The 19,243-nt window shown below is 68.9% G+C and carries 14 protein-coding genes; 8 read left to right on the top strand and 6 right to left on the bottom strand.

The window, feature by feature from the left end; all coding sequences use genetic code 11:
* Window positions 1-95: 95 nt before the first annotated feature.
* On the top strand, window positions 96-665 hold the full coding sequence (gene efp, locus OJF58_RS21695) for an elongation factor P (RefSeq protein WP_300779846.1): 570 nt from the start codon (window positions 96-98) through the stop codon (window positions 663-665).
* 146 nt (window positions 666-811) lie between these two features.
* Window positions 812-1,579 (top strand): inositol monophosphatase family protein, encoded by a 768-nt coding sequence (locus OJF58_RS21690; protein ID WP_300785352.1) that lies wholly within the window; start codon window positions 812-814, stop codon window positions 1,577-1,579.
* 33 nt (window positions 1,580-1,612) lie between these two features.
* Here the strand turns inward: OJF58_RS21690 and OJF58_RS21685 are convergent, their stop codons facing one another.
* Entirely contained in the window at window positions 1,613-2,932 is a 1,320-nt protein-coding gene (locus tag OJF58_RS21685) for an amidohydrolase (RefSeq protein ID WP_300779845.1), read from the bottom strand.
* A 260-nt stretch (window positions 2,933-3,192) separates the two neighbouring features.
* On the opposite strand from OJF58_RS21685, the gene OJF58_RS21680 reads away from it, so the two are divergent.
* Window positions 3,193-4,554 (top strand): hypothetical protein, encoded by a 1,362-nt coding sequence (locus OJF58_RS21680; RefSeq protein ID WP_300779844.1) that lies wholly within the window; start codon window positions 3,193-3,195, stop codon window positions 4,552-4,554.
* Between the two features lie 6 nt (window positions 4,555-4,560).
* Window positions 4,561-5,661: a peptidoglycan -binding protein gene (locus OJF58_RS21675; RefSeq protein WP_300779842.1), complete on the top strand. Its 1,101-nt coding sequence runs from the start codon at window positions 4,561-4,563 to the stop codon at window positions 5,659-5,661.
* A gap of 221 nt (window positions 5,662-5,882) precedes the next feature.
* Here OJF58_RS21675 and OJF58_RS21670 read toward each other — a convergent pair whose 3' ends face one another.
* On the bottom strand, window positions 5,883-6,314 hold the full coding sequence (locus OJF58_RS21670; RefSeq protein WP_300779841.1) for a DUF1489 domain-containing protein: 432 nt from the start codon (window positions 6,312-6,314) through the stop codon (window positions 5,883-5,885).
* 129 nt (window positions 6,315-6,443) lie between these two features.
* Here OJF58_RS21670 and OJF58_RS21665 point away from each other — a divergent pair, with 129 nt between their 5' ends.
* Together OJF58_RS21665 and pbpC are read left to right on the top strand one after the other, a co-directional pair.
* The gene (locus OJF58_RS21665) at window positions 6,444-11,402 is read left to right on the top strand and encodes an alpha-2-macroglobulin (protein WP_300779840.1); all 4,959 of its coding nucleotides are present in this window, start codon (window positions 6,444-6,446) and stop codon (window positions 11,400-11,402) included.
* A 152-nt stretch (window positions 11,403-11,554) separates the two neighbouring features.
* Window positions 11,555-13,552 (top strand): penicillin-binding protein 1C, encoded by a 1,998-nt coding sequence (gene pbpC / locus OJF58_RS21660; RefSeq protein WP_300779839.1) that lies wholly within the window; start codon window positions 11,555-11,557, stop codon window positions 13,550-13,552.
* Between the two features lies 1 nt (window position 13,553).
* Here pbpC and OJF58_RS21655 read toward each other — a convergent pair whose 3' ends face one another.
* The 3 genes from OJF58_RS21655 to OJF58_RS21645 form a co-directional block, all read right to left on the bottom strand.
* Complete coding sequence (locus OJF58_RS21655) at window positions 13,554-14,147, bottom strand: LysE family transporter (RefSeq protein WP_300779838.1); 594 nt, start codon at window positions 14,145-14,147, stop codon at window positions 13,554-13,556.
* Between the two features lie 368 nt (window positions 14,148-14,515).
* Window positions 14,516-15,424: a hydroxymethylglutaryl-CoA lyase gene (locus OJF58_RS21650; RefSeq protein WP_300779837.1), complete on the bottom strand. Its 909-nt coding sequence runs from the start codon at window positions 15,422-15,424 to the stop codon at window positions 14,516-14,518.
* A 26-nt stretch (window positions 15,425-15,450) separates the two neighbouring features.
* Window positions 15,451-16,191 (bottom strand): sulfite exporter TauE/SafE family protein, encoded by a 741-nt coding sequence (locus OJF58_RS21645; RefSeq protein WP_300779836.1) that lies wholly within the window; start codon window positions 16,189-16,191, stop codon window positions 15,451-15,453.
* Between the two features lie 106 nt (window positions 16,192-16,297).
* Between OJF58_RS21645 and OJF58_RS21640 the strand changes: the two genes are divergently transcribed.
* Both OJF58_RS21640 and OJF58_RS21635 read left to right on the top strand, forming a co-directional pair.
* Window positions 16,298-17,230, top strand: coding sequence for a LysR family transcriptional regulator (locus OJF58_RS21640; protein WP_300779835.1), 933 nt, complete (start codon window positions 16,298-16,300; stop codon window positions 17,228-17,230).
* A 23-nt stretch (window positions 17,231-17,253) separates the two neighbouring features.
* The gene (locus OJF58_RS21635) at window positions 17,254-18,183 is read left to right on the top strand and encodes an aminotransferase class IV (RefSeq protein ID WP_300779834.1); all 930 of its coding nucleotides are present in this window, start codon (window positions 17,254-17,256) and stop codon (window positions 18,181-18,183) included.
* A gap of 96 nt (window positions 18,184-18,279) precedes the next feature.
* Here OJF58_RS21635 and OJF58_RS21630 read toward each other — a convergent pair whose 3' ends face one another.
* The gene (locus tag OJF58_RS21630; protein WP_300779833.1) at window positions 18,280-19,158 is read right to left on the bottom strand and encodes a hypothetical protein; all 879 of its coding nucleotides are present in this window, start codon (window positions 19,156-19,158) and stop codon (window positions 18,280-18,282) included.
* Window positions 19,159-19,243 lie beyond the last annotated feature (85 nt).

Raw genomic sequence — 19,243 nt, 5'->3', positions numbered from 1 at the left:
CTTTGATAAAAGCCCGCCGCCGGCCTCGCCCCGCGTTCCGCGGACGAGGCCGCATTCCATTCCATCCGCCGCGAGCGGCAAGTCCGGGTAAGGCCATGAAAGTCCCCGTCAATTCCATCCGTGCCGGCAACGTCATCGAATACAACGGCAAGCTCTGGGTGGCGGCCAAGGTGCAGCACATCACGCCCGGCAAGGGCGGCGCGTTCGTGTCGATCGAGGCCAAGGCGCTGCGCGAGGGCAACAAGCTGCAGGAGCGCTTCCGCTCGGGCGAGATGATCGAGCACGTCCATATCGACGAGCGCGAGTGCACCTTCCTGTTCAAGGACGACAACGGCTACACGTTCATGGACAAGGAGAATTTCGAGCAGCTCACCATCGGCAACGACGTGCTCGATCCCGACCAGGCGCGCTGGCTGCAGGACGGCATGGAGGTCGTGGTGTCGACCTACGAAGGAACGCCGGTGGGCGTGGAGCTGCCCAAGACCGTGACGCTCGCCGTCACCGAGGCCGACGCCGTGGTGAAGGGCCAGACCGCCTCCTCGTCCTACAAGCCGGCCGTCGTCGAAGGCGGCATCCGCGTGATGGTGCCGCCGCATATCGCGGTCGGAACCAAGCTGGTGATCAACACCGAGGACGGCAGCTACATGGAACGCGCCAAGGACTGACCAGTCCGATGGCGTCGCCCCCCGATCGTCCCCAGCGCGACCAGCCCGTCGCCCGTGTCGGCCGCGCGCCGCTGAATGTCGGCCGCGAGCGCTCGGGGCCGCCCGAGCGGCGGTCGCTCGCGCCGCGCTCGGCCACCATCACCGTGATGATCCGCGCCGCCTTCGCGGCCGCCAAGTCTCTGAAGCGCGACTTCGGCGAGGTCGAGCACCTGCAGGTGTCGGAGAAGGGTCCGGGCGATTTCGTGAGCCGCGCCGACCTGCAGGCCGAGCGGACGTTGCGCGCCGAGCTTGCCCGCACGCGGCCCGAGTACGGCTTCCTGGGCGAGGAAGGCGGCGAGACCAGGGGCGACGGCCGCAACCGCTGGATCGCCGATCCGCTCGACGGCACGACCAACTTCCTGCACGGCGTGCCGCACTTCGCCATCTCGCTCGCCTTGGAGCGTGACGGCGAGATCATCGCCGGCGTCATATACCAGCCGATCTCCGACGAGCTGTTCTGGGCCGAGAAGGGCAACGGCGCCTTCATCGACACGCCCAACGCACGCTCGCGCCGCCTGCGCGTGTCGGGCCGCAAGGAGCTGGCGCGCGCCCTGGTCGCCACGGGCATCCCGCATATCGGCCGCGGCGACCATCCGGACTATCTGCGCCGGCTCGAGACGGCAATGGGCCGAACCGCCGGCATCCGCCGCTGGGGCGCGGCGTCGCTCGACCTCGCCTTCGTGGCAGCGGGCCGCTTCGACGCCTTCTTCGAGTTCGGCCTCGCCCCGTGGGACGTCGCGGCCGGCCTGCTGCTGGTGCGCGAGGCGGGCGGCATGGTGGCCGACGTCGCCGGCCAGCCCTACGCGCTCGGCAGCCCGTCGCTGCTGGCGACCAACGCCAGCCTGCGCGACGCCATGGTCGAGGCCTTGAAGTAGGCCGCGGCGCGCAGACTCCCTGGCGTCTGGCTCCTACTTCTTCTGCAGCACATCCAGCACGACGAGGCTCATCGCTTCGACGCCGGTGCGGATCGTGGGCTCGGGGACGGGCGCGAATTCCGGCGAGTGGTTGCCCGGCACTTGCGTGTGGTTCGCCTTCGCCTCGGCGATCTCCTTGGGATCGAGGCCGCCGAGCGCGAAGTAGAAGGACGGCACGCCGGCCAGCACGAATTCCGAGTAGTCCTCGCTGGCCGCGCCCGGATGCGACACCAGTGCAGCCTTGTCGCCGAACGCCGCCTTCAGCACCGCACCGCTGCGCCCGGCAAGGGCCGCGTCGTTGACGACCGCCTTCGCCCCGGGCGTGATCTTGATTTCGGGCGGCGGCGCGCCGGCCATCATGGCCACGGCCCGCGCCGTCCGCTCCACGCCCTCGATCATCCTCGCGCGCGTCGCCTCGTCGTAGGAGCGGATGGTGCCGCGCAGCACGGCGGCATCGGGGATGACATTGCCCGCATGGCCGGCCTCCACCGAGCCGATCGTCACGACGCCGAATTTCGCGGCATCCTTCTCGCGGCTGATCACGCTCTGCACGTCGACGATGAAATGCCCCGCCATCATCACCGGATCGATCGTGACGTGCGGGCGCGAGCCGTGGCCACCCTTGCCGAGGAAGCGCACGAAAAGACCATCGGAGGTGGAGCTGATGGCACCCGCTCGATACCAGACGTGGCCGTAGGGTCCGGGACCTACATGCAGCGCGAAGCCGTAGTCCGGCTTCCTGAAGCGCGTGAAGAGGCCGTCGTTGATCATCGCCTTCGCGCCGCCGCCACCCTCCTCCGCCGGCTGGGCCACGAACATGACCGTGCCGCTCCACCGGTCCTTCATGTCGACAAGGGTCTTGGCCACCGCCACCCACACCGACATATGGATGTCGTGGCCGCAGGCGTGGGCGACCGGAGTCTCGGCCCCGCGCCAGAGCTGCCTGGCCGTGCTGGCATAGGAAAGCCCGGTCTTCTCCTGCAACGGCAGGGCATCGAGTTCGGTGCGCACCATCACCATGGGGCCGGGCCCGTTCTCATAGATCGCGACCACGCCCGTCCTGCCGACGCCTTCGGTCACCTGGAAGCCCAGGCCTCGCATCTCGGTGGCAAGCCTGGCCGCCGTGCGAGTCTCACGGAAGCTGAGCTCGGGATGGCTGTGGATGTCCTTGTAGAGCGCGTCGATGTGGGAATATTGGGCGTCGAATTCGCGATCGATGGCCGCCCGCATGCCCGCGATGTCGGCCGCCGGCGCCGCCGTCGATAGCCCCAAAAGCGCCGCGAAGACCAAAGCTCCGGTCCATCTGGCCGCCATCCTGGCATCTCCTCCGTCTTGTGGGCGCAAGCTTAGAGAGCTCTTCGACCGACAGCCAGAATCGTCCGCCCTACTATCGCCATCGCCCTCTCGCAGGTTGCGGATATCTCGGCCTCGCCGGTTGAGGCGTCAGTCTGCATTGAGTATGCTCGGAGGAGAAAAAACGCCTTGAAAGGCAATCGGTTGTGCCCACGGCCTCGGTCGATATCGATGCATTCGGCGTGTGACACTCTCTTGCCTGCCATCCTGCAGCCGATGCCATGAGCACCCCTCTCCCCTACCTCATCCGCATGTTGCTGTTCCTCGTCGCGGTGGCGGGCCTCACCTATGTCCTGCACGAGGATCTGATCCGGGTCTTCCTGCACACGCCGATCCTCGACGGCGTGATCATGGGCGTCCTGCTGCTCGGCATCTTCTTCGTTTTCCGCCAGGTGATCCTGCTCTGGCCCGAAGTGAACTGGATGCGCCGCTACCAGCATCGCGATGTCGAGGCCGCGCTTGTGCCTACCGAGTCGATCAACCTGTTGGCACCGCTGGCCGCCATGCTGGGCGAACGGCAGGATTTCCGCCTCTCGCCCACCGCGACCCGCGCCGTGCTCGACGGCATCGCCACCCGGCTCGACGAGCGGCGCGAGCTCGCGCGCTACCTGATCGGGCTGCTGATCTTCCTCGGCCTGCTCGGCACCTTCTGGGGCCTGCTGGAGACGATCGGCGCCGTCGCCGACGCGATCTCCAACCTGCACGTTTCGGCCGGCGATCCGCTCAAGATGTTCTCGATGCTGCAGGGAAGCATCGAAGGCCCGTTGAAGGGCATGTCGACCGCCTTCGGCGCCTCGCTGTTCGGCCTCTCGGGCTCGCTGGTGCTGGGCTTCCTCGAGCTGCAGGCGAGCCAGGCCCAGGGCCGCTTCCACATCGAGCTCGAGGAATGGCTGGCGCGCGCCACCAGCCTGTCCGATCCCGCCTTCGCCGCCGGCGATCGCCCGGGGACCGTGCCGGCCTATATCGGCGCCCTGCTCGAACGCAATGCCGAGGGAGTCGACGGTCTCGTCCGCGCCCTGAAGCGCATCGAGGACAGCCGGCAGGCCACCGTGGCCGGCTACGCCACGCTCGTCGAGCGGCTGGCCGCCCTTGCCGAGACGGTGCGCACCCAGCAGACGCTGCTGGCCCGCTTCACCGAGCTCGCGATCGAGCTGCGCGGCGCCGTGACGCGCCTTACCGACCGGGCCGCCGCGTCGGAGGAGCTTCCGCGCGTGATCGAGGAGCTGCAGGTCGCCGTCGACCGGCTGGTCCAGCGGCCCCTGCCCGAGCCCGACCGGCAGGCCATGGCCGCGCACCAGCGCAACATGGAGGAACGCCTGGAACGCCAGGCCGACGAGGTGCGGGGTGCGCTGGCGCGGCTCGCGGAGCGCGTGCCCGACGCCGACCGCGAGGCCATCGCCGCGCATCGACGCAACATCGAGACCAACCTCGCCCGCCTGGTCGAGGAAAGCGCGCGCGATCGGGCGACGCTCGCCGAGGAGCTGCGCGGCGAGCTGCGCCTGCTGGCCCGCACCGTGGCACTCGCCCGTTCGCCGGGCCACTCCTTCGCCGCCGTGCCGGCCGACCGGCCGGGCGAGGACTGATCGGCCATGGCCGCCATCTCCGCCCGCCGCGCCGGCGCCGCCGACTATACCTGGCCGGGTTATGTCGACGCGCTCACCACGCTCCTGATGGTGATGATCTTCCTGATCTCGGTCTTCAGCGTGGCGCAGTTCACCCTGTCGAACGCCGTGTCCAACCGCGACTCGGCGATCGATGCGCTGAACCGCCAGGTGAGCACGCTCGCCGACCAGCTCTCCTTCCAGAAGAAGTCGGCCGAGGATCTGCAGAAGGACGTGGCGGCGCTCACCCTGCAGATCAGCCAGCTCAAGGCCGAGCGCGACAAGCTCAGCACCTCGAACGTGGCGCTGCAGCAGGCGGCCAAGGTGGCGGAAGACAAGAGCCTCGACCTCCAGAAGGAGTCGGAGCGGCAGAAGCTCGAGATGACGCGGCTCGCCGCGGCGCTCGCCGCCGCCAACGACGAGAAGGGCAAGCTCTTCTCCGATCTCAGCGACCAGGAGAAGCTGTCGGCCGAGCAGAAAGCCAACATCGTGCGGCTCGCCGCCGAGCTCGCGTCGGTGAAGGACGAGCTCGCCAAGCTCAGCGCCCAGCTCGACGCCGCCGACGCCAAGGCCAAGGACCAGCAGGCGCAGATCGTCGATCTCGGCCAGAAGCTCAATCGGGCGCTTGCCAGCAAGGTCGAGGAGCTGGCGCGCTACCGCTCCGAGTTCTTCGGCAAGCTGCGCCAGGCGCTGGCGGGGCAGCGCGACGTGCAGATCGTGGGCGACCGCTTCGTGTTCCAGTCGGAAGTGCTGTTCCCCTCGGGCTCCGCCGACCTGCAGCCCGGCGGCGAGAAGCAGCTCGCCAGCGTCGCCCAGCGCCTGCTCGAGATCGGCGCCAAGATCCCGAAGGACATCCAGTGGGTGCTGCAGGTGGACGGCCACACCGACACCAAGCCGATCAACACGGCCGAGTTTCCCTCCAACTGGGAGCTGTCGGCGGCGCGCGCGATCGCGGTCGTGAAGTTCCTGCACAAGCAGGGCATCCCCTACGACCACCTCGTGGCCGCGGGCTATGGCCAGTACCAGCCGATCTCGGCCACCGACAACGCCCGCAACCGGCGCATCGAGCTCAAGCTCACCAACCGGTGACCTCGAGGGAGTGGCGCGCTCCCGCGGCGCTCATGCAGTTCGTCACCGGCCAGGAGCGGACCCTCGTGGATGAAGAAGTACTTTTGGCAAGGCCGTGTCATCCCGAGCGAAGCGAGGGATCCTTTGCCGGCGCTGCAAAAGATCCCTCGCTGCGCTCGGGATGACACGACACTGGCTGAGCGCCTGCTCTTGTCTCTTGTTCCAGTGGCGCTCCGATAAGCCTACAGCAGCCCCAATCGCTTCAGCTCGGCCGCCATCTCGATCGGCATGTCGCCGGTATCGCCCTCGGCGAGATCGGGCGGGGCGCGGTCGGGATCGAGGTAGCGCCAGCCCTGGAACGCCTTGCAGGCCTGCGGCGCAGTCGGGATCAGCGCACGCCTCACCTTGATGCGGCAGTATTTGTGCGCCTCCTCCTTGTCGAAGTCCTCGTCGAAGCCCACCAGCTCCTGGCGGCAGCGGATGACGCCGCGCACGACCCAGTAGAGCGAGCCGCCGGCCAGCAGCTCCTCGGTCCGGCGCGGCATGTGACGCGTATAGACCCAGTGCGGCGAGCGCGGCCCCTGCCGGCGCTGCTTGCGGCGGGCAGCCTGGAGCTTCTTCATGTGGGCCAGATCGTCGACGCCGACCGCGAGCTTGATGAGGTGCAGGACCATGGCCGCTGATTAGCAGGCGTGTCCTCCGCGCCACAGCGCGACTTTATTCACAGCGGGCTTGCTCCCACCCACAGCGCTTCCACAATCGACGCGATAAAGTTTCGAGTCATATTGTAGGGGAGTATATTCATGTCGCGATCGACCCTTGTCGCCCTGGTGGTCGTCCTGATGCTGGGCTCGGGCATCGCGGGCTATTTGATCGGCCGACCTGGCGACTCGATCGATCGTCCCTCCCCGCCGGTCGTCGCGTCCACCGAGGCGCCTGCCAAGGCGTCGACGCCGCCGACCGCGACGAACAGCGCAGACACGGCGCCCGTGGCCCTGCCCAAGCCCGCCGCCGCGCCGGACGAGCCCTTTGCCTACCGGCGTCTCGGCATCGACGGCTCCAAGGTCGAGGGCGAGGCCTGCCTCTTCTTCAACAAGCCGCTCGCCGGCACCGGCTCGGTCCGGTACGAGGACTATGTCCGCATCGCGCCCGAGGCGAAGACGGCGCTGCACGTCGTGGACGACAAGCTCTGCATCGGCGGCCTGGATTATGGCCGGGACTACGCGGTGCGGCTGCTCGCGGGATTGCCGGCCAGGGACGGCGGCAAGCTCGACGCCGAGCAGAAGGTCGATGTGGCGCTCGGCGCCCGCCCCGCGGTGGTGTCGCTGCCCGGCCGCGGCTTCATCCTGCCGCGCGGCGCTGCCGTCGGCCTGCCGGTCACCACCGTCAACGTCAGCAAAGTGGGCATCGCGGTCTATCGCGTGAACGAGCGCGGCCTCGACCGTTTCATCAGCGAGTATGCCGATTCGAACTTCCCCGGCGGCAAGCCGACGACGCAAGGCTGGACGCTGCGCTCGTGGCTGAACGGCGACAACGGCACCCTGCAATGGCGCGGAACCATGGAGGTGCGCAACGTCCTGAACCAGGCCTCGGTCACCGCCTTCCCGATCCGTGAGACGATCGAGGGCTGGAAGCCCGGTGCCTATTTCGTCGTGGTGTGGGACGCCGCCCAGCCGCCGCCGAAAGCAGGCAGCGACTATGACGACGACATGCCCAGGGGCGCCCTGGCCGGCATGTGGGTGGTCGATACCGACATCGCGCTCACCACCTTCGATGGCCGCGACGGCCTCGACGTGTTCGCGCGCTCGCTGCAGAGCGCCACGCCGCTGCCCGGCCTCGACGTCACCCTGCTCTCGCGCGGCAACGAGCCCATTGCCAGGGCCGTCACCGCCGCCGACGGGCGCGCGACCTTCGCCGCCGGTCTCCTGAAGGGTCGCGGCGCCGCCGAGCCGGTCGCCGTCATGGTGACCGATCCGGCGAAACAGGAATTCTCGCGCCTCGAACTCACCAAGGCGGCCTTCGACCTTTCAGACCGCGGCGTCGACGGCCGCGCCCAGCCTGGGCCGGTCGATGCCTTCCTCTATACCGAGCGCGGCGTCTATCGGCCGGGCGAGACGGTCCAGCTCATGGCGATGCTGCGTGACGAGGCGGCGCACGCCCTGAAGGACATCCCGGTGACGCTGTCGGTGAAGCGGCCCGATGGCACCGAGTTCACCAAATACACGCTCGCCCTCGGCGCCTCGGGCGCGCTCTACCAGGCAATCCCGCTGCCCAAATCCTCGCGCCGCGGCCGCTGGTCGGTGACCGCCAGCATCGATCCCAAGGCGCCGCCGGTCGGCCGGGTCGAGTTCTCGGTCGAGGATTTCGTGCCCGAGAAGCTCAAGGTCGAGTTGGACACCGACGCGCCGCTGCTGCGTACGGGCAGGACCAACAGTTTCAGGATCGCCGCCGACTTCCTCTATGGTGCGCCGGCCGCGGGCCTCACGGTCGAAAGCGACCTGCGCGTCAGCATCGACGATCAGCCTTTCCCTGCTTTCATCCCCTATACGTTCGGTCTCGAGAATGCGAAGCGCAAGTTCGAGCCGCCGCTCATCACTCTCACCGCGCCCGACACCGACGACAAGGGCAAGTCGACGCTCGAATGGTCGGGCGAGAAGGTTCCCGACACGGCGCTGCCGCTCAAGGCACAGGTCGAGGTGCGGGTGTTCGAGCCCGGCAACGGTCGCGCCACCAAGACCGACAAGACCCTGCCGCTGCGCACGCGCGACGTCTATATCGGCATCCGCCCGACCTTCGACGGCCGCTATGCCACGGAAGGCGCCGACACCGAGTTCGACCTCGTCGCGGTCGACGCCGAGGGCAAACAGATCCCGCGCGCCGCGGTCGACTACAAGATCGAGCGCATCACCTATTCCTACCAATGGTACCAGAGCGAGGGGCGATGGCACTGGCAGACCATCGTGAGCGAGCGGACCGTCGCCGCCGACACGCTGGCCCTTGACGCTGGGAAGCCGGTGCGCCTGTCGCGGCGGCTGCCCTGGGGCTCGTACAAGCTCACGGTCGGCGACCGCGAGAGCCAGGCGGCGAGCAGCATGAGCTTCTATGTCGGCTGGTACGGCGGCAGCGACGACAGCGAGCCCGCCCCCGACATGCTCAAGGTCGCGAGCGACCGGCAGAGCTACAAGCCGGGCGATACGGCGAAGGTCCGGCTGGAAGCGCCGTTCGCCGGCGAGGCGCTGATCGCCATCGCCACCGACCGCATCGTCGACACCATCATGGCAAAGGTTGCGCCGGGAGGAACGACCGTCGAGGTGCCGGTGAAGGCCGAATGGGGCGCCGGCGTCTACGCGCTGGTGACAGCCTGGCGCCCGCTGGCCACGCCGTCCAACCACACGCCGACACGTGCCGTCGGTGCGGTCTGGCTCGGCCTCGACCCGGCGCCGCGCACGCTCGCGGTCCGGCTCGACGCCCCCGAGAAGGTCGAGCCGCGGCAGAGGATCGAGGTGCCGATCCATGTCGCCAATGCACAGGGACCGGCAGCCTTCGTGACCCTGGCCGCGGTCGACGAAGGCATCCTGCAGCTCACGCGCTATCGCACGCCCGATCCGGCCGGATACTACTTCGGCAAGCGCCGTCTCGGCCTCGACATGCGCGACGACTATGGCCGCCTGCTCGACACGCGCGCCGACGACCTGGGACGCATCCGCAGCGGCGGCGACTCGGGCGACATCGGCGGCCTCGACATCGTGCCGACGCGCACCGTGGCCCTGTTCAGCGGGCCGGTGAAGCTGGACGACAAGGGCGACGCCAAGATCGCGCTCGATATTCCCGACTTCGTCGGCCAGCTCCGGCTGATGGCCGTGGCCTACGACAAGGACAAGGTCGGCTCGGGCGAGGCGAAGCTGATCGTGCGCGATGCCGTCACCGCCGACGTCGTCCTGCCGCGCTTCCTCGCACCGGGCGACCGGGGGCGGCTCGCGCTGTCGCTGCACAATGTCGAGGGCGCGCCCGGCGACTACAAGGTCACGCTCGAAGCGAGCGGCTCGGTGTCGTTCGATGGACAGATTGCACAGACGCGCCATCTCGAGGCCAACCAGCGCGTTCTCGCCACCTGGCCCCTGCATGCGGGCGAGACGGGGCTGGGGAAGGTCGCCGTTGCCGTTTCCGGGCCGAACGGCTTCTCGGTCCGCCGCGACTGGGACATCCAGGTGCGGGCGGCGCAGACGCCGAGCGCGGTCGACACCGTGACGCAGCTCGATCCCGGGCGCGAGCTCGTCGTCGATCGCGAGCTGACATCGGGGTTCGCCGCCGGAACGCCGGTGGTCAGCGTGGCGCTGTCGCGCGTGCCGGGAATCGACGTGGCGGCGCTGTTGCGCGCGCTCGACAAGTATCCCTTCGGCTGCATCGAGCAGACGACCAGCCGCGCCCTGCCGCTGCTTTATTACAACGACGTCGCCCTGCTCGGTTACGGACCGGCCGATCCCAGGATCGCCGATCGCGTGCAGGATGCGATCTATCGCATCGTCGACATGCAGATGAGCGATGGCTCGTTCGGCATGTGGGGCCCCTTCTCGACGCCGGCGGCGGAATGGCTGCAGGTCTATGCGTTCGATTTCCTGGTGCGGGCGCGCGAGCATCAGATGGCGGTGCCGGCCGCCTCGCTGCAACGCGGCCTCACCTGGCTCAACCGCTCGGCCGAGAAGATGTCGGCCAACGCGCAGGCCTATGCCTGGTACGTGCTGGCCAAGGCAGGTCTCGCCGATCCCGGCCGAGTCCGCTACTTCCAGGACACGCACGCGAAGGACATCCGCGGCGGCCTGGCCTGGGCCCAACTCGCCGCCGCGCTCAATCTCGTGGGAGAGCCCGGCCGTGCGCGGCTCGCCTTCGGCATGGCGCAGAGCCACCTCAACGACCGCGATCCGCACGACTACTACGGCTCGTCGCTGCGCGACCGGGCCGGCCTGCTGGCGCTCGCCTCGGAGGCGGCCGGCCGCGAGGGTCTGGCCGCGGTCGTGGGCTCGGTACGCGAGCGTCTCGCGGCGCGTGTCGACCAGACCACGACCCAGGAGCAGGCCTGGCTTGTGCTGGCCGCCAGGGCGCTGGGCGGTGGCGGCGAGCTTGCCTATTCGGTCGACGGCCAGTCGAAGAAGTCGACCAGCGAGCCGGCGGTGCTCAACCCGGATGCCGCGTCACTGGCGCGCGGCCTGCACATACGGAACGACGGCGACAAGCCGGTCTGGCTGCAGGTCACGGCCCGCGGCGTGCCGAAGGATCCGCAGCCGGCCGCGGCGCAAGGTCTCTCGGTCGAGCGCAGCTACTACACGCTCGACGGCCAGCCGGCCGACCTCGCGCATCTTCGGCAGAACGACCGCGTCATCGTCTCGCTCGACGGCCGCAACCTCGAGGGCGGCTACCACGAGGCGGTGCTGCTCGACCTCCTGCCGGCGGGACTGGAGATCGAATCGGTGCTGAACGACGACACGGTCAAATCCTTCCCGTTCCTGTCGGAGCTCACGCCGACGCGCATCACCGAGGCGCGCGACGACCGCTTCTTCGCCGCCTTCGACCTCGGCAAGCGGCCCTACCGCAACTGGTGGGACTATCCGGGCGAAATGCCCGGCTACGGCTTCCACGTCGCCTACATCGCGCGCGCCGTCACGCCGGGCAGCTTCGCCCTTCCCGCCGCGCAGGTCTCCGACATGTATGCGCCGCGCTTCTACGGCCGCACCGCGATGGGCCGTGTGACGATCGCGCCGCGATGAGCCACATTGGCGATCTTCTTTCAGCCGTGTCATCCCGAGCGAAGCGAGGGATCTTTCTTCGCCGCCTGAAACAAGGATCCCTCGCTGCGCTCGGGATGACGCCGAAAGCTTGTACGGCAGCAAAGCGAACCGCGATCGGGCTGTCACTGGCCATGGCGCTCACGGCGACGTCGGCGCTTGTCCTCGACCGGCTGTTCCCGCCCGATCTCTCGCGCTATCGCATGCGATCGACCGAAATCGTCGATGCCAACGGGCGCCTGCTGCGCGCCTTTCTCACGGCGGACGGCAAGTGGCGGCTCAGGACCACCGTCGACGACGTCGATCCGGTCTATCTCGCGCTGCTCAAGGCCTACGAGGATCGCCGCTTCGACGAGCATTGGGGCGTCGACCCGATAGCGATGGTCCGCGCCGCCGGACAGTGGATCGGGCGCGGACATATCGTCTCGGGCGCCTCGACGCTGTCGATGCAGGCCGCACGGCTCCTCGAGCCGCGCCGGCGCAGCCTGCTCGCCAAGGCGATCCAGTCGGCGCGCGCCCTGCAACTCGAATGGCGCTATTCCAAGCGCGAGATCCTGGCGATCTATCTCACGCTGGCGCCGATGGGCGGCAACCTCGAAGGCGTGCGCGCCGCCTCGTTCGCCTATTTCGGCAAGGAGCCGCGGCAGCTCATCGCGGCGCAGGCGGCGCTGCTGGTGGCGCTCCCGCAATCGCCCGAGCGGCGCCGGCCCGATCGCGCCCCCAATTCCGCGCATCTCGGCCGTAACCGGGTTCTGGTACGTGGACTCGAACATGGTGCGATCGATCGCGCCTCCTTCGAGCGCGCCGAAAGCGAGGCGGTACCAGATCGCCGGCTCGCCCTGCCGATGGCCGCGCCGCATCTCGCGGCGCGGCTCGCCGCCTCGTCGCCCGGCACGGTCGTTCCCACCACCCTGCGCTTCGACCTGCAGGAGACCTTCGCCCGGCTGGTGCGCGAGGAGCGTCATCAGACGCCCGACGACGCCGACATCGCACTGGTCGCCGTCGACAATCGCACCGGCGGCGTGGTCGCCTGGGTGAGCGGGGCCAACTACTTCGGTCGCGCCGGCCAGGTCGATCTGGTGCGCGCCCATCGCTCGCCCGGGTCGGCACTGAAGCCCCTGATCTATGCCCTCGCCTTCGACGATCGCCGGCTGCATCCCGAATCGCTGATCGAGGACGTGCCGGTGCGCTTCAAGGCCTGGCAGCCGCGCAATTTCGATCACGGCCACATGGGCGCCGTGACGGTGCGCCGGGCGTTGCAGCAGTCGCTGAACGTGCCGGCCGTGCTGGCGCTCGAGCGCGTCGGACCCGAGCGTTTCCTCGCCACCCTGCGCGCGGCCGGCGCGAATCCGATTCTGCCGCGCGGCGATCCCGGCGATTCGCTCGGCATGGCGTTGGGCAGCCTCGCGATATCGCCATTGGAAATGGCCGGCCTCTATTCCGGACTGGCGAATGGCGGCCTGTTCGCGCCACCTCGTGTGCGGCGCGACGCACCGCCTGCCGCGCCGGTCCGCCTGCTCGGCCCGGCGGCGGCCTGGTACGTCGCCGACATCCTCGTCGACGCGCCGTTGCCCGACGGCTTCGCCTCGCTGCCCGTGGCCTTGCGCGAGCGGCGCATCGCCTACAAGACCGGCACCTCGGCCGGCTTCCGCGACGCCTGGGCGGTGGGCTTCACGGCCAACTGGACGGTGGTGGTCTGGGTGGGACACGCCGACGGCACGACACGTCCGGGGCAGATCGGACGCCTCGCCGCTCTGCCGATCGTGCTCAAGGCCTTCGATCGCCTGCCCGCGGAGGACAATCGCGCAATTCCTCCGCCGGACGATGTCCTGCGCGTCGCGAGCTGGCACGACCTGCCGCCGCGCCTACAGAGGCTGGGGCCGACCGCCGACATGGCCGGCGGCCCGCGCATCGCCTATCCGCCAGCCGGCGCCCGCCTCGAGCTGCACGTGCACGAGGCGGTCTCGCTTTCGGCTCACGGCGGCGATGGCCGACTGCGCTGGCTGATCGACGGCCGGCCGCTCGACGGTGCGACCTGGACTCCCGACGGCAGCGGTCAGGCGCGCATCGCCGTGGTCGACCAGGCGGGGCGCTCGAGCGCCGTCACCGTGCAGGTCCTGCGCCGACCGTGAGCTACGCCAGCAGCGCCAGCGCCACGGATGCCAGCAAGGCGACAGCGAAGGCGACGTTGACGATCCGATTGGTGCGCGCATCGCGGAAGGAGCGCGTCAAAAGGGCTCCGGCCAGCAGCCACGCCACGTTCACCGCCGCGATCAGAGACGTGAGCACGGCGATCTTGAGCATGACATCGAGCTCGAATCGCTCGCGCACCAGCACGAAGCCCGAGAGCAGCGCCGCCATCGCCGCATAGCCCTTGGGATTGATCAGCGACAGGCCGAACCCGCCGGCGAAGTGCGGTGGCCGCCGCTCGCTGCCCGTGTCGGTCAAGGGCGGGGCGACCGCAATGTGCCAGGCAAGCCAGAGGAAGTAAGCCGCTGCCGCGGCCGTGACGAGGAGTGTCGCGCCCGGCACGGCCAGGAGCAACCCGACGAGGCCCGCTGCGGTGACGATCATCACCGCCACCATGCCCAGCACGACCCCGACGAGATAGCCTGCCGCCCGGCGCGCTCCGAAGGCGGCGCCGGCCGCGGCGAGGCTGAGCGTCGCCGGGCCGGGACTGCCGGCGAGTGCAAGCGCCGCCACCAGGAAGCCGGGTAGACTCTCCATGGCTGCCGATGTGGCACCGGCAAGTCGGGCGGTCTTGAACGTTCGTGCAGCCGCTCGTCTTGGGCCACCTCATCCGAAGATTGCGCCACTGGAGTTGGTCACTGGCAGCGTCGACCCTTCGGAATTGAAACGGGTGCCCAAGATCGCAACAGGCTGTGTCATCCCGAGCGCAGCGAGGAATCTTTGGCTGCATCGATAAACGATCCCTTGCTTCGCTCGGGATGACACGACACTGGTCGGCGCCTGATCTTGTTTCTCGTTCGTGGCGCGCTCCTCCGAACGCTCATCGGGGCGCGCAACTCCAGTTGAGCTCATACGGTGTCAGGGCCAAAGCGCCCCGGCGCGGGCACGTTGCTCGGCTAGCTAAGCTAGACCGCCGCCTTCGCTTTCAGGGCCTGCGCGACCTTGGAGGCGGGTTCGCGGCCGAGCTCGGCGCAGATGGCGCGGCCGGCTTTCGCGACCGTCTCGAGATCGACGCCGTGCGCGATGCCGAGCCCGTTGAGGAGATAGATCACGTCCTCGGTACCGACATTGCCCGACGCGCCCCTGGCGTAGGGGCATCCGCCGAGCCCTGCGACGGCAGTGTCGAACACGGCGATGCCGCGTTCCATCACCGCCATGATGTTGGCCAGCGACTGGCCGTAGGTGTCGTGGAAATGCGCCGCCAGCTTCTCCCGCGGCACCTTCTGCGCCACCGCCTCGACCATGGCGACGCACTCTGCGGGCGTGCCGACGCCGATCGTGTCGCCGAGCGACACCTCGTAGCAGCCCATCCGGAACAGCCGCTCGGAGACCTCGGCGACCTCGGCGGGCGACACCTTGCCGTCATAAGGGCAGGCGATGACGGTCGAGACGTATCCGCGCACCTTCATGCCGTGCCTTTGCGCGGCTTCCATCACCGGCGCGAAGCGTTCGAAGCTCTCGTCGATCGAGCAGTTGGTGTTCTTGCGGCAGAAGGCCTCGGAGGCGGCGGTGAAGACCGCGATCTCCGCACAGCGCGCCTCGACCGCGCCGTTCATGCCCTGCTTGTTGGGCACCAGCACCGGATAGCTGACGCCGGGCTTGCGCTCGATCTCCGCCATCACCCGGTCAGTGTCGGCCATCTGCGGCACCCATTTGGGCGACACGAAGCTCCCCGCCTCGACCGCGGTGTGGCCGGCCGCCGACAGCGCGTCGATCAGCGCCACCTTCGCCTCGACCGACACGGGCTTGGCCTCGTTCTGCAGGCCGTCGCGCGGACCGACCTCGACCAGCCGCACCTGCTTGGGGTAACTCATCGTTCTCACTCCGGGTTGGCGTCATTCTACGCCAATCCCCGGAGCGCGAGATACAGGCCGAGCAGCAGCAGGCCGGCGAAGAACACAGTGCGAAACCGCGCCGGAGCGATGCGCCGCCGCAGCGCCCGGCCCAACTGCATGCCGGCGAGCGCCGGAACGAGCGCCAGCGCCGAGAGGCCGATCGAGTGGGTCTGCCAGGCGTCCACGCGCAGCAGGCCAAGAGCGAGCGCGATCGTCGAAACGGTGAAGGAGAGGCCCAGCGCCTGGATCAGCTCGTCCCTCTCCAGCCCGATCGCCTGGAGATAGGGCACCGCCGGGATCACGAAAACGCCGGTCGCTCCGGTGACGAGACCGGTCGTTGCGCCGACCACAGGCCCGAGCCACGCCTCCCGCCCGCACGCCACAGCGAGCTTGACGCCGGACAGCCCGACCGCGGCATAGAGCGCCAGCGCCGCGCCGAGACAAGCTTCCGCCAGCCCCGATGCATCGCCGGCGATGACGCCCGCTCCCGCGATCGTGCCCACGGTCACCGCCAGCATCATCGGCCAGAGCCGCCGCGCAAGGATGGCGAAGCGCGGCCCTGCCGCGAGTTGCCAGACGTTCGTCGCCAGCGACGGCACGACGACGATCGCCGCCGCCTCGGCCGGCGGCAGGGCCAGCGCCAGCAGACCCATGGCCACCGTCGGCAGCCCCATGCCGATCACGCCCTTGACCAGGCCGGCCAGCAGGAAGATCGAGCCGAAGAGAAACCAGACACCCGCCGTCATGGGCGCGGACCGTCGCTTCTGCTCGCGCGCGGCACAATGCGGAAGGTGCGAGATCTGCCTTCGGTCTGGCCGAAGGCAGACGATCGGCGTAGCGTAGCTACCGCGCATGCGATTCGACCTGACCGACCTGCGCCTGGTCCTGAACGTGGCCGAGGCGGCAAGCATCACCCACGGCGCGGCGCGCAGCGGCCTCGCGCTGGCGTCCGCGAGCGAACGGATCCGCGACATGGAGCAGGTGCTGGGCGCCCCCCTGTTCGAGCGCAAGCGGCGCGGCGTCAACCCAACGCCGGCCGGCGTCGCGCTCGTCCATCACGCCCGCATCGTGACTCGGCAACTGGAGCTGATGCGCGGCGAGCTCGGTGCCTTCGCCAAGGGCCTGCGCGGCCGCGTCCGGCTGCTGTCCAACACCGCGGCGCTGCAGGAATTCCTGCCGGCGCTGCTCGGACCCTTCCTGTCGGCCCATCCGACCGTCGATCTCGCGATCGAGGAACGGTCGAGCCCGGAGATCGTGCGCAGCATCGCCCGCGGCGCCGCCGATATCGGCATCGTCGCCGACGCCGTCGACCCGGCCTCGGAGCTCGAGACCTTCCCCTTCGCCGAGGACCGGCTCGTCCTCGTGGCGCCGACGAGGCATCCGCTGGCCCGCCGCCGTCGCATTGCCTTCGCCGATACGCTGGCCCACGACTATGTCGGCCTGCCGGAGGGTGCCGCCCTGCAGGACCACATCGACGGCCACGCGGCGCGCGCCGGCAGCCGGCTCAGGCTGCGCGTGCGTCTTCCCGGCTTCGACGCCGTGTGCCGGCTGGTCGAAGGCGGCATCGGCATCGCGGTCGTCCCCAAGGCGGCCGCCGTTCGCTGCCGCCGCTCGATGTCGATTCGTATCGTGCCTCTCACCGATCCCTGGGCGCTGCGTCGTCTGCGTCTGTGCGTGAAGGACGCCCGCGCCCTGCCCGCCCATGCGCAGTGGCTGCTCGGCCACCTGCGCGCGCAGGCGAGCCAGCCGACAGACGCATATCGACGTCCGCGCGCGGCGTGCTAGCGTTCGGCCCCGAGGAGGCGGTCATGGCACAGCAGCTCAGCAACCAACGCATCGCCTGGTTCAACGGCGTGTTCATGCCGGAAGGCCAGGTGATGATTCCGTTCCGCGACCGGAGCTGGAAATACGGCGACGGTGCGTTCGACATGACCCGCACCTTCGAGGGTCGTCCCTTCCGGTTGAAGGAGCACATCGACCGCTTCTACCGTTCGCTGCGCTACCTGCAGATCGATCCTGGCCTGTCGCCCAGGGAGATGGTGACGCACAGCGAGGAGGTCGTGGCCAGGAACGAGCATCTGCGGCCAGCGATCGGCGACTGGTGGGTCGGCCAGCGGGTCAGCCGCGGCGTCGATGCGGTGGGAGACGAAGGCTGGGAGCACACGGGCCCCAATGTCGTGATCGAGGTCCTGCCGCTGCCGCTGGCCCGGCGCGCCCGGCTCTATCGCGACGGCGCCGAGGTCATCACGACGACGGTGCGGCGCACCGCGCCCTCGATGCTCTCGCCGCGCGCCAAGACACACAACTACCTCAACATGATCATGGCCGAGAAGCCGGTGAAGGCGCTGAACGCCGACGCCTGGGCGATCCTGCTCGACGAGCACGGCAATCTCGCCGAGGGGCTGGGCTCCAACATCTTCATCGTGCGCGAGGGCCAGCTCCTGACGCCGTCGGAGCGCTATGTCCTGCCGGGCGTCTCGCGCCAGATGACGATGGACATGGCGAAGCGGCTCGGCATCGCCTGCACGCAGGGCGACATCGACCTGTTCGACGCCGCCAACGCCGACGAGATGTTCCTCACCTCGACCAGCCTCTGCATCCTGCCCGTCAAGAGCTTCAACGGCGCGCCGGTAGGCGACGGCAAGACGCCGGGCACGATCACGAAGAAGCTGATCGACGCCTATTCGAAGGATGTCGGCTGCGACTTCGTCGGCCAGTATCTCAAGTTCCTGCAGTAGCGAGCGGCTGGAAAGATCCCCCGCCCTCGCCTCGGGATGACACGATCTTCCGCAACAAGGAACGTGTCGTCCCGAACGACAGTGAGGGATCTTTCGCTACTGTGCCGAGGCGAACGACACCGTCGCCTTGTCGTAGTCGCCGGAGCCCATGCGGCCCTCGGCGAAGATCTCGTGCCGGGCGATCCACTCGAAGGACTCCTCGTAGACCTCTTTGGTGTAGGTTTCGAACACGATCCGTTCGCCCGGCCCCCAGCGCCGCGTATCCATGAGCGCGTGATAGCGCTCGGGAAACTCCTTGACGTAGTAGTGCGTGTAGCGCTCCGGCCGCAGGTCGATGTCGCGCTGCGCGCGCTTCAGCGCGCGGAAATAGCGCCGCACATCCTCGGGATCGGGTGAGCCGTTGATCATGGCCGCGATCATGAAGGTGGTGTCGATCACCTTGCGGTAGCCGAGCTGCTCGGCGAGATAGTACGGGCCACTGAACAACGCCGCCGCCCGGCTCCCTCCGTCGAGCAACTGCTCGAGGCGGCGGAACAGCATGCCGTCCTCGAAAGTCAGCGCGATCTGCCGGCGGTCGAGGTACTGCTCCAGCGCCTGGATGGTCGAATAGTGGCTGCCCGACTGGAAGCCGACCGAGATCGGCACGTCGGCGAGGTCGGCCGGCGACCGGATCGACGAGTCGGCGGGCACGAAGATCCCCGCCGGCGCCACCGAATAGGCATCGGCATAGAGCCTGGCGTGACCGTTGGAGGCCGCCACGTTCACCGTCCAGTGACAGGCGCAGCTCACATCGGCCTCGCGGCCCTTTTCGATGCTCTGGAACGCGCCCTGCGCACCCTTGTTGTGATGCTGGCCGCCGGTGGAGCGGATCAGCTCACGGAACTCGTAGTCGAGACCCTCGGTGCGGAAATAGCCCTTCTCCTCGGCGACCCACTCCTGGAGACGGAAATGCGGCTCGACGATGAACTTGCCCATGGCTTCCTCCTCGGCCGGCCTTCCGGCATTTGACAGGAGGGTATGCCCGGGGCGTCACTTCCGCCATGATCCACTGGGAATGATC

Source organism: Enhydrobacter sp. (genome assembly GCF_030246845.1).
Taxonomy (GTDB): Bacteria; Pseudomonadota; Alphaproteobacteria; order Reyranellales; family Reyranellaceae; genus Reyranella.
The sequence above is the reverse complement of the archived record's forward strand: the minus strand, read 5'-3'. Positions and strand labels throughout refer to the sequence as shown.

Coding starts and splice junctions, on each gene's coding strand:
- efp (WP_300779846.1), top strand. CDS start 96: ATGAAAGTCCCCGTCAATTCCATCCGTGCCGGCAACGTCATCGAATAC.
- OJF58_RS21645 (WP_300779836.1), bottom strand. CDS start 16,191: ATGACGGCGGGTGTCTGGTTTCTCTTCGGCTCGATCTTCCTGCTGGCC.
- OJF58_RS21630 (WP_300779833.1), bottom strand. CDS start 19,158: ATGGGCAAGTTCATCGTCGAGCCGCATTTCCGTCTCCAGGAGTGGGTC.
- OJF58_RS21640 (WP_300779835.1), top strand. CDS start 16,298: ATGCGATTCGACCTGACCGACCTGCGCCTGGTCCTGAACGTGGCCGAG.
- OJF58_RS21690 (WP_300785352.1), top strand. CDS start 812: ATGATCCGCGCCGCCTTCGCGGCCGCCAAGTCTCTGAAGCGCGACTTC.
- OJF58_RS21655 (WP_300779838.1), bottom strand. CDS start 14,147: ATGGAGAGTCTACCCGGCTTCCTGGTGGCGGCGCTTGCACTCGCCGGC.
- OJF58_RS21670 (WP_300779841.1), bottom strand. CDS start 6,314: ATGGTCCTGCACCTCATCAAGCTCGCGGTCGGCGTCGACGATCTGGCC.
- OJF58_RS21675 (WP_300779842.1), top strand. CDS start 4,561: ATGGCCGCCATCTCCGCCCGCCGCGCCGGCGCCGCCGACTATACCTGG.
- OJF58_RS21685 (WP_300779845.1), bottom strand. CDS start 2,932: ATGGCGGCCAGATGGACCGGAGCTTTGGTCTTCGCGGCGCTTTTGGGG.
- OJF58_RS21635 (WP_300779834.1), top strand. CDS start 17,254: ATGGCACAGCAGCTCAGCAACCAACGCATCGCCTGGTTCAACGGCGTG.
- OJF58_RS21665 (WP_300779840.1), top strand. CDS start 6,444: ATGTCGCGATCGACCCTTGTCGCCCTGGTGGTCGTCCTGATGCTGGGC.
- pbpC (WP_300779839.1), top strand. CDS start 11,555: ATGGCGCTCACGGCGACGTCGGCGCTTGTCCTCGACCGGCTGTTCCCG.
- OJF58_RS21680 (WP_300779844.1), top strand. CDS start 3,193: ATGAGCACCCCTCTCCCCTACCTCATCCGCATGTTGCTGTTCCTCGTC.
- OJF58_RS21650 (WP_300779837.1), bottom strand. CDS start 15,424: ATGAGTTACCCCAAGCAGGTGCGGCTGGTCGAGGTCGGTCCGCGCGAC.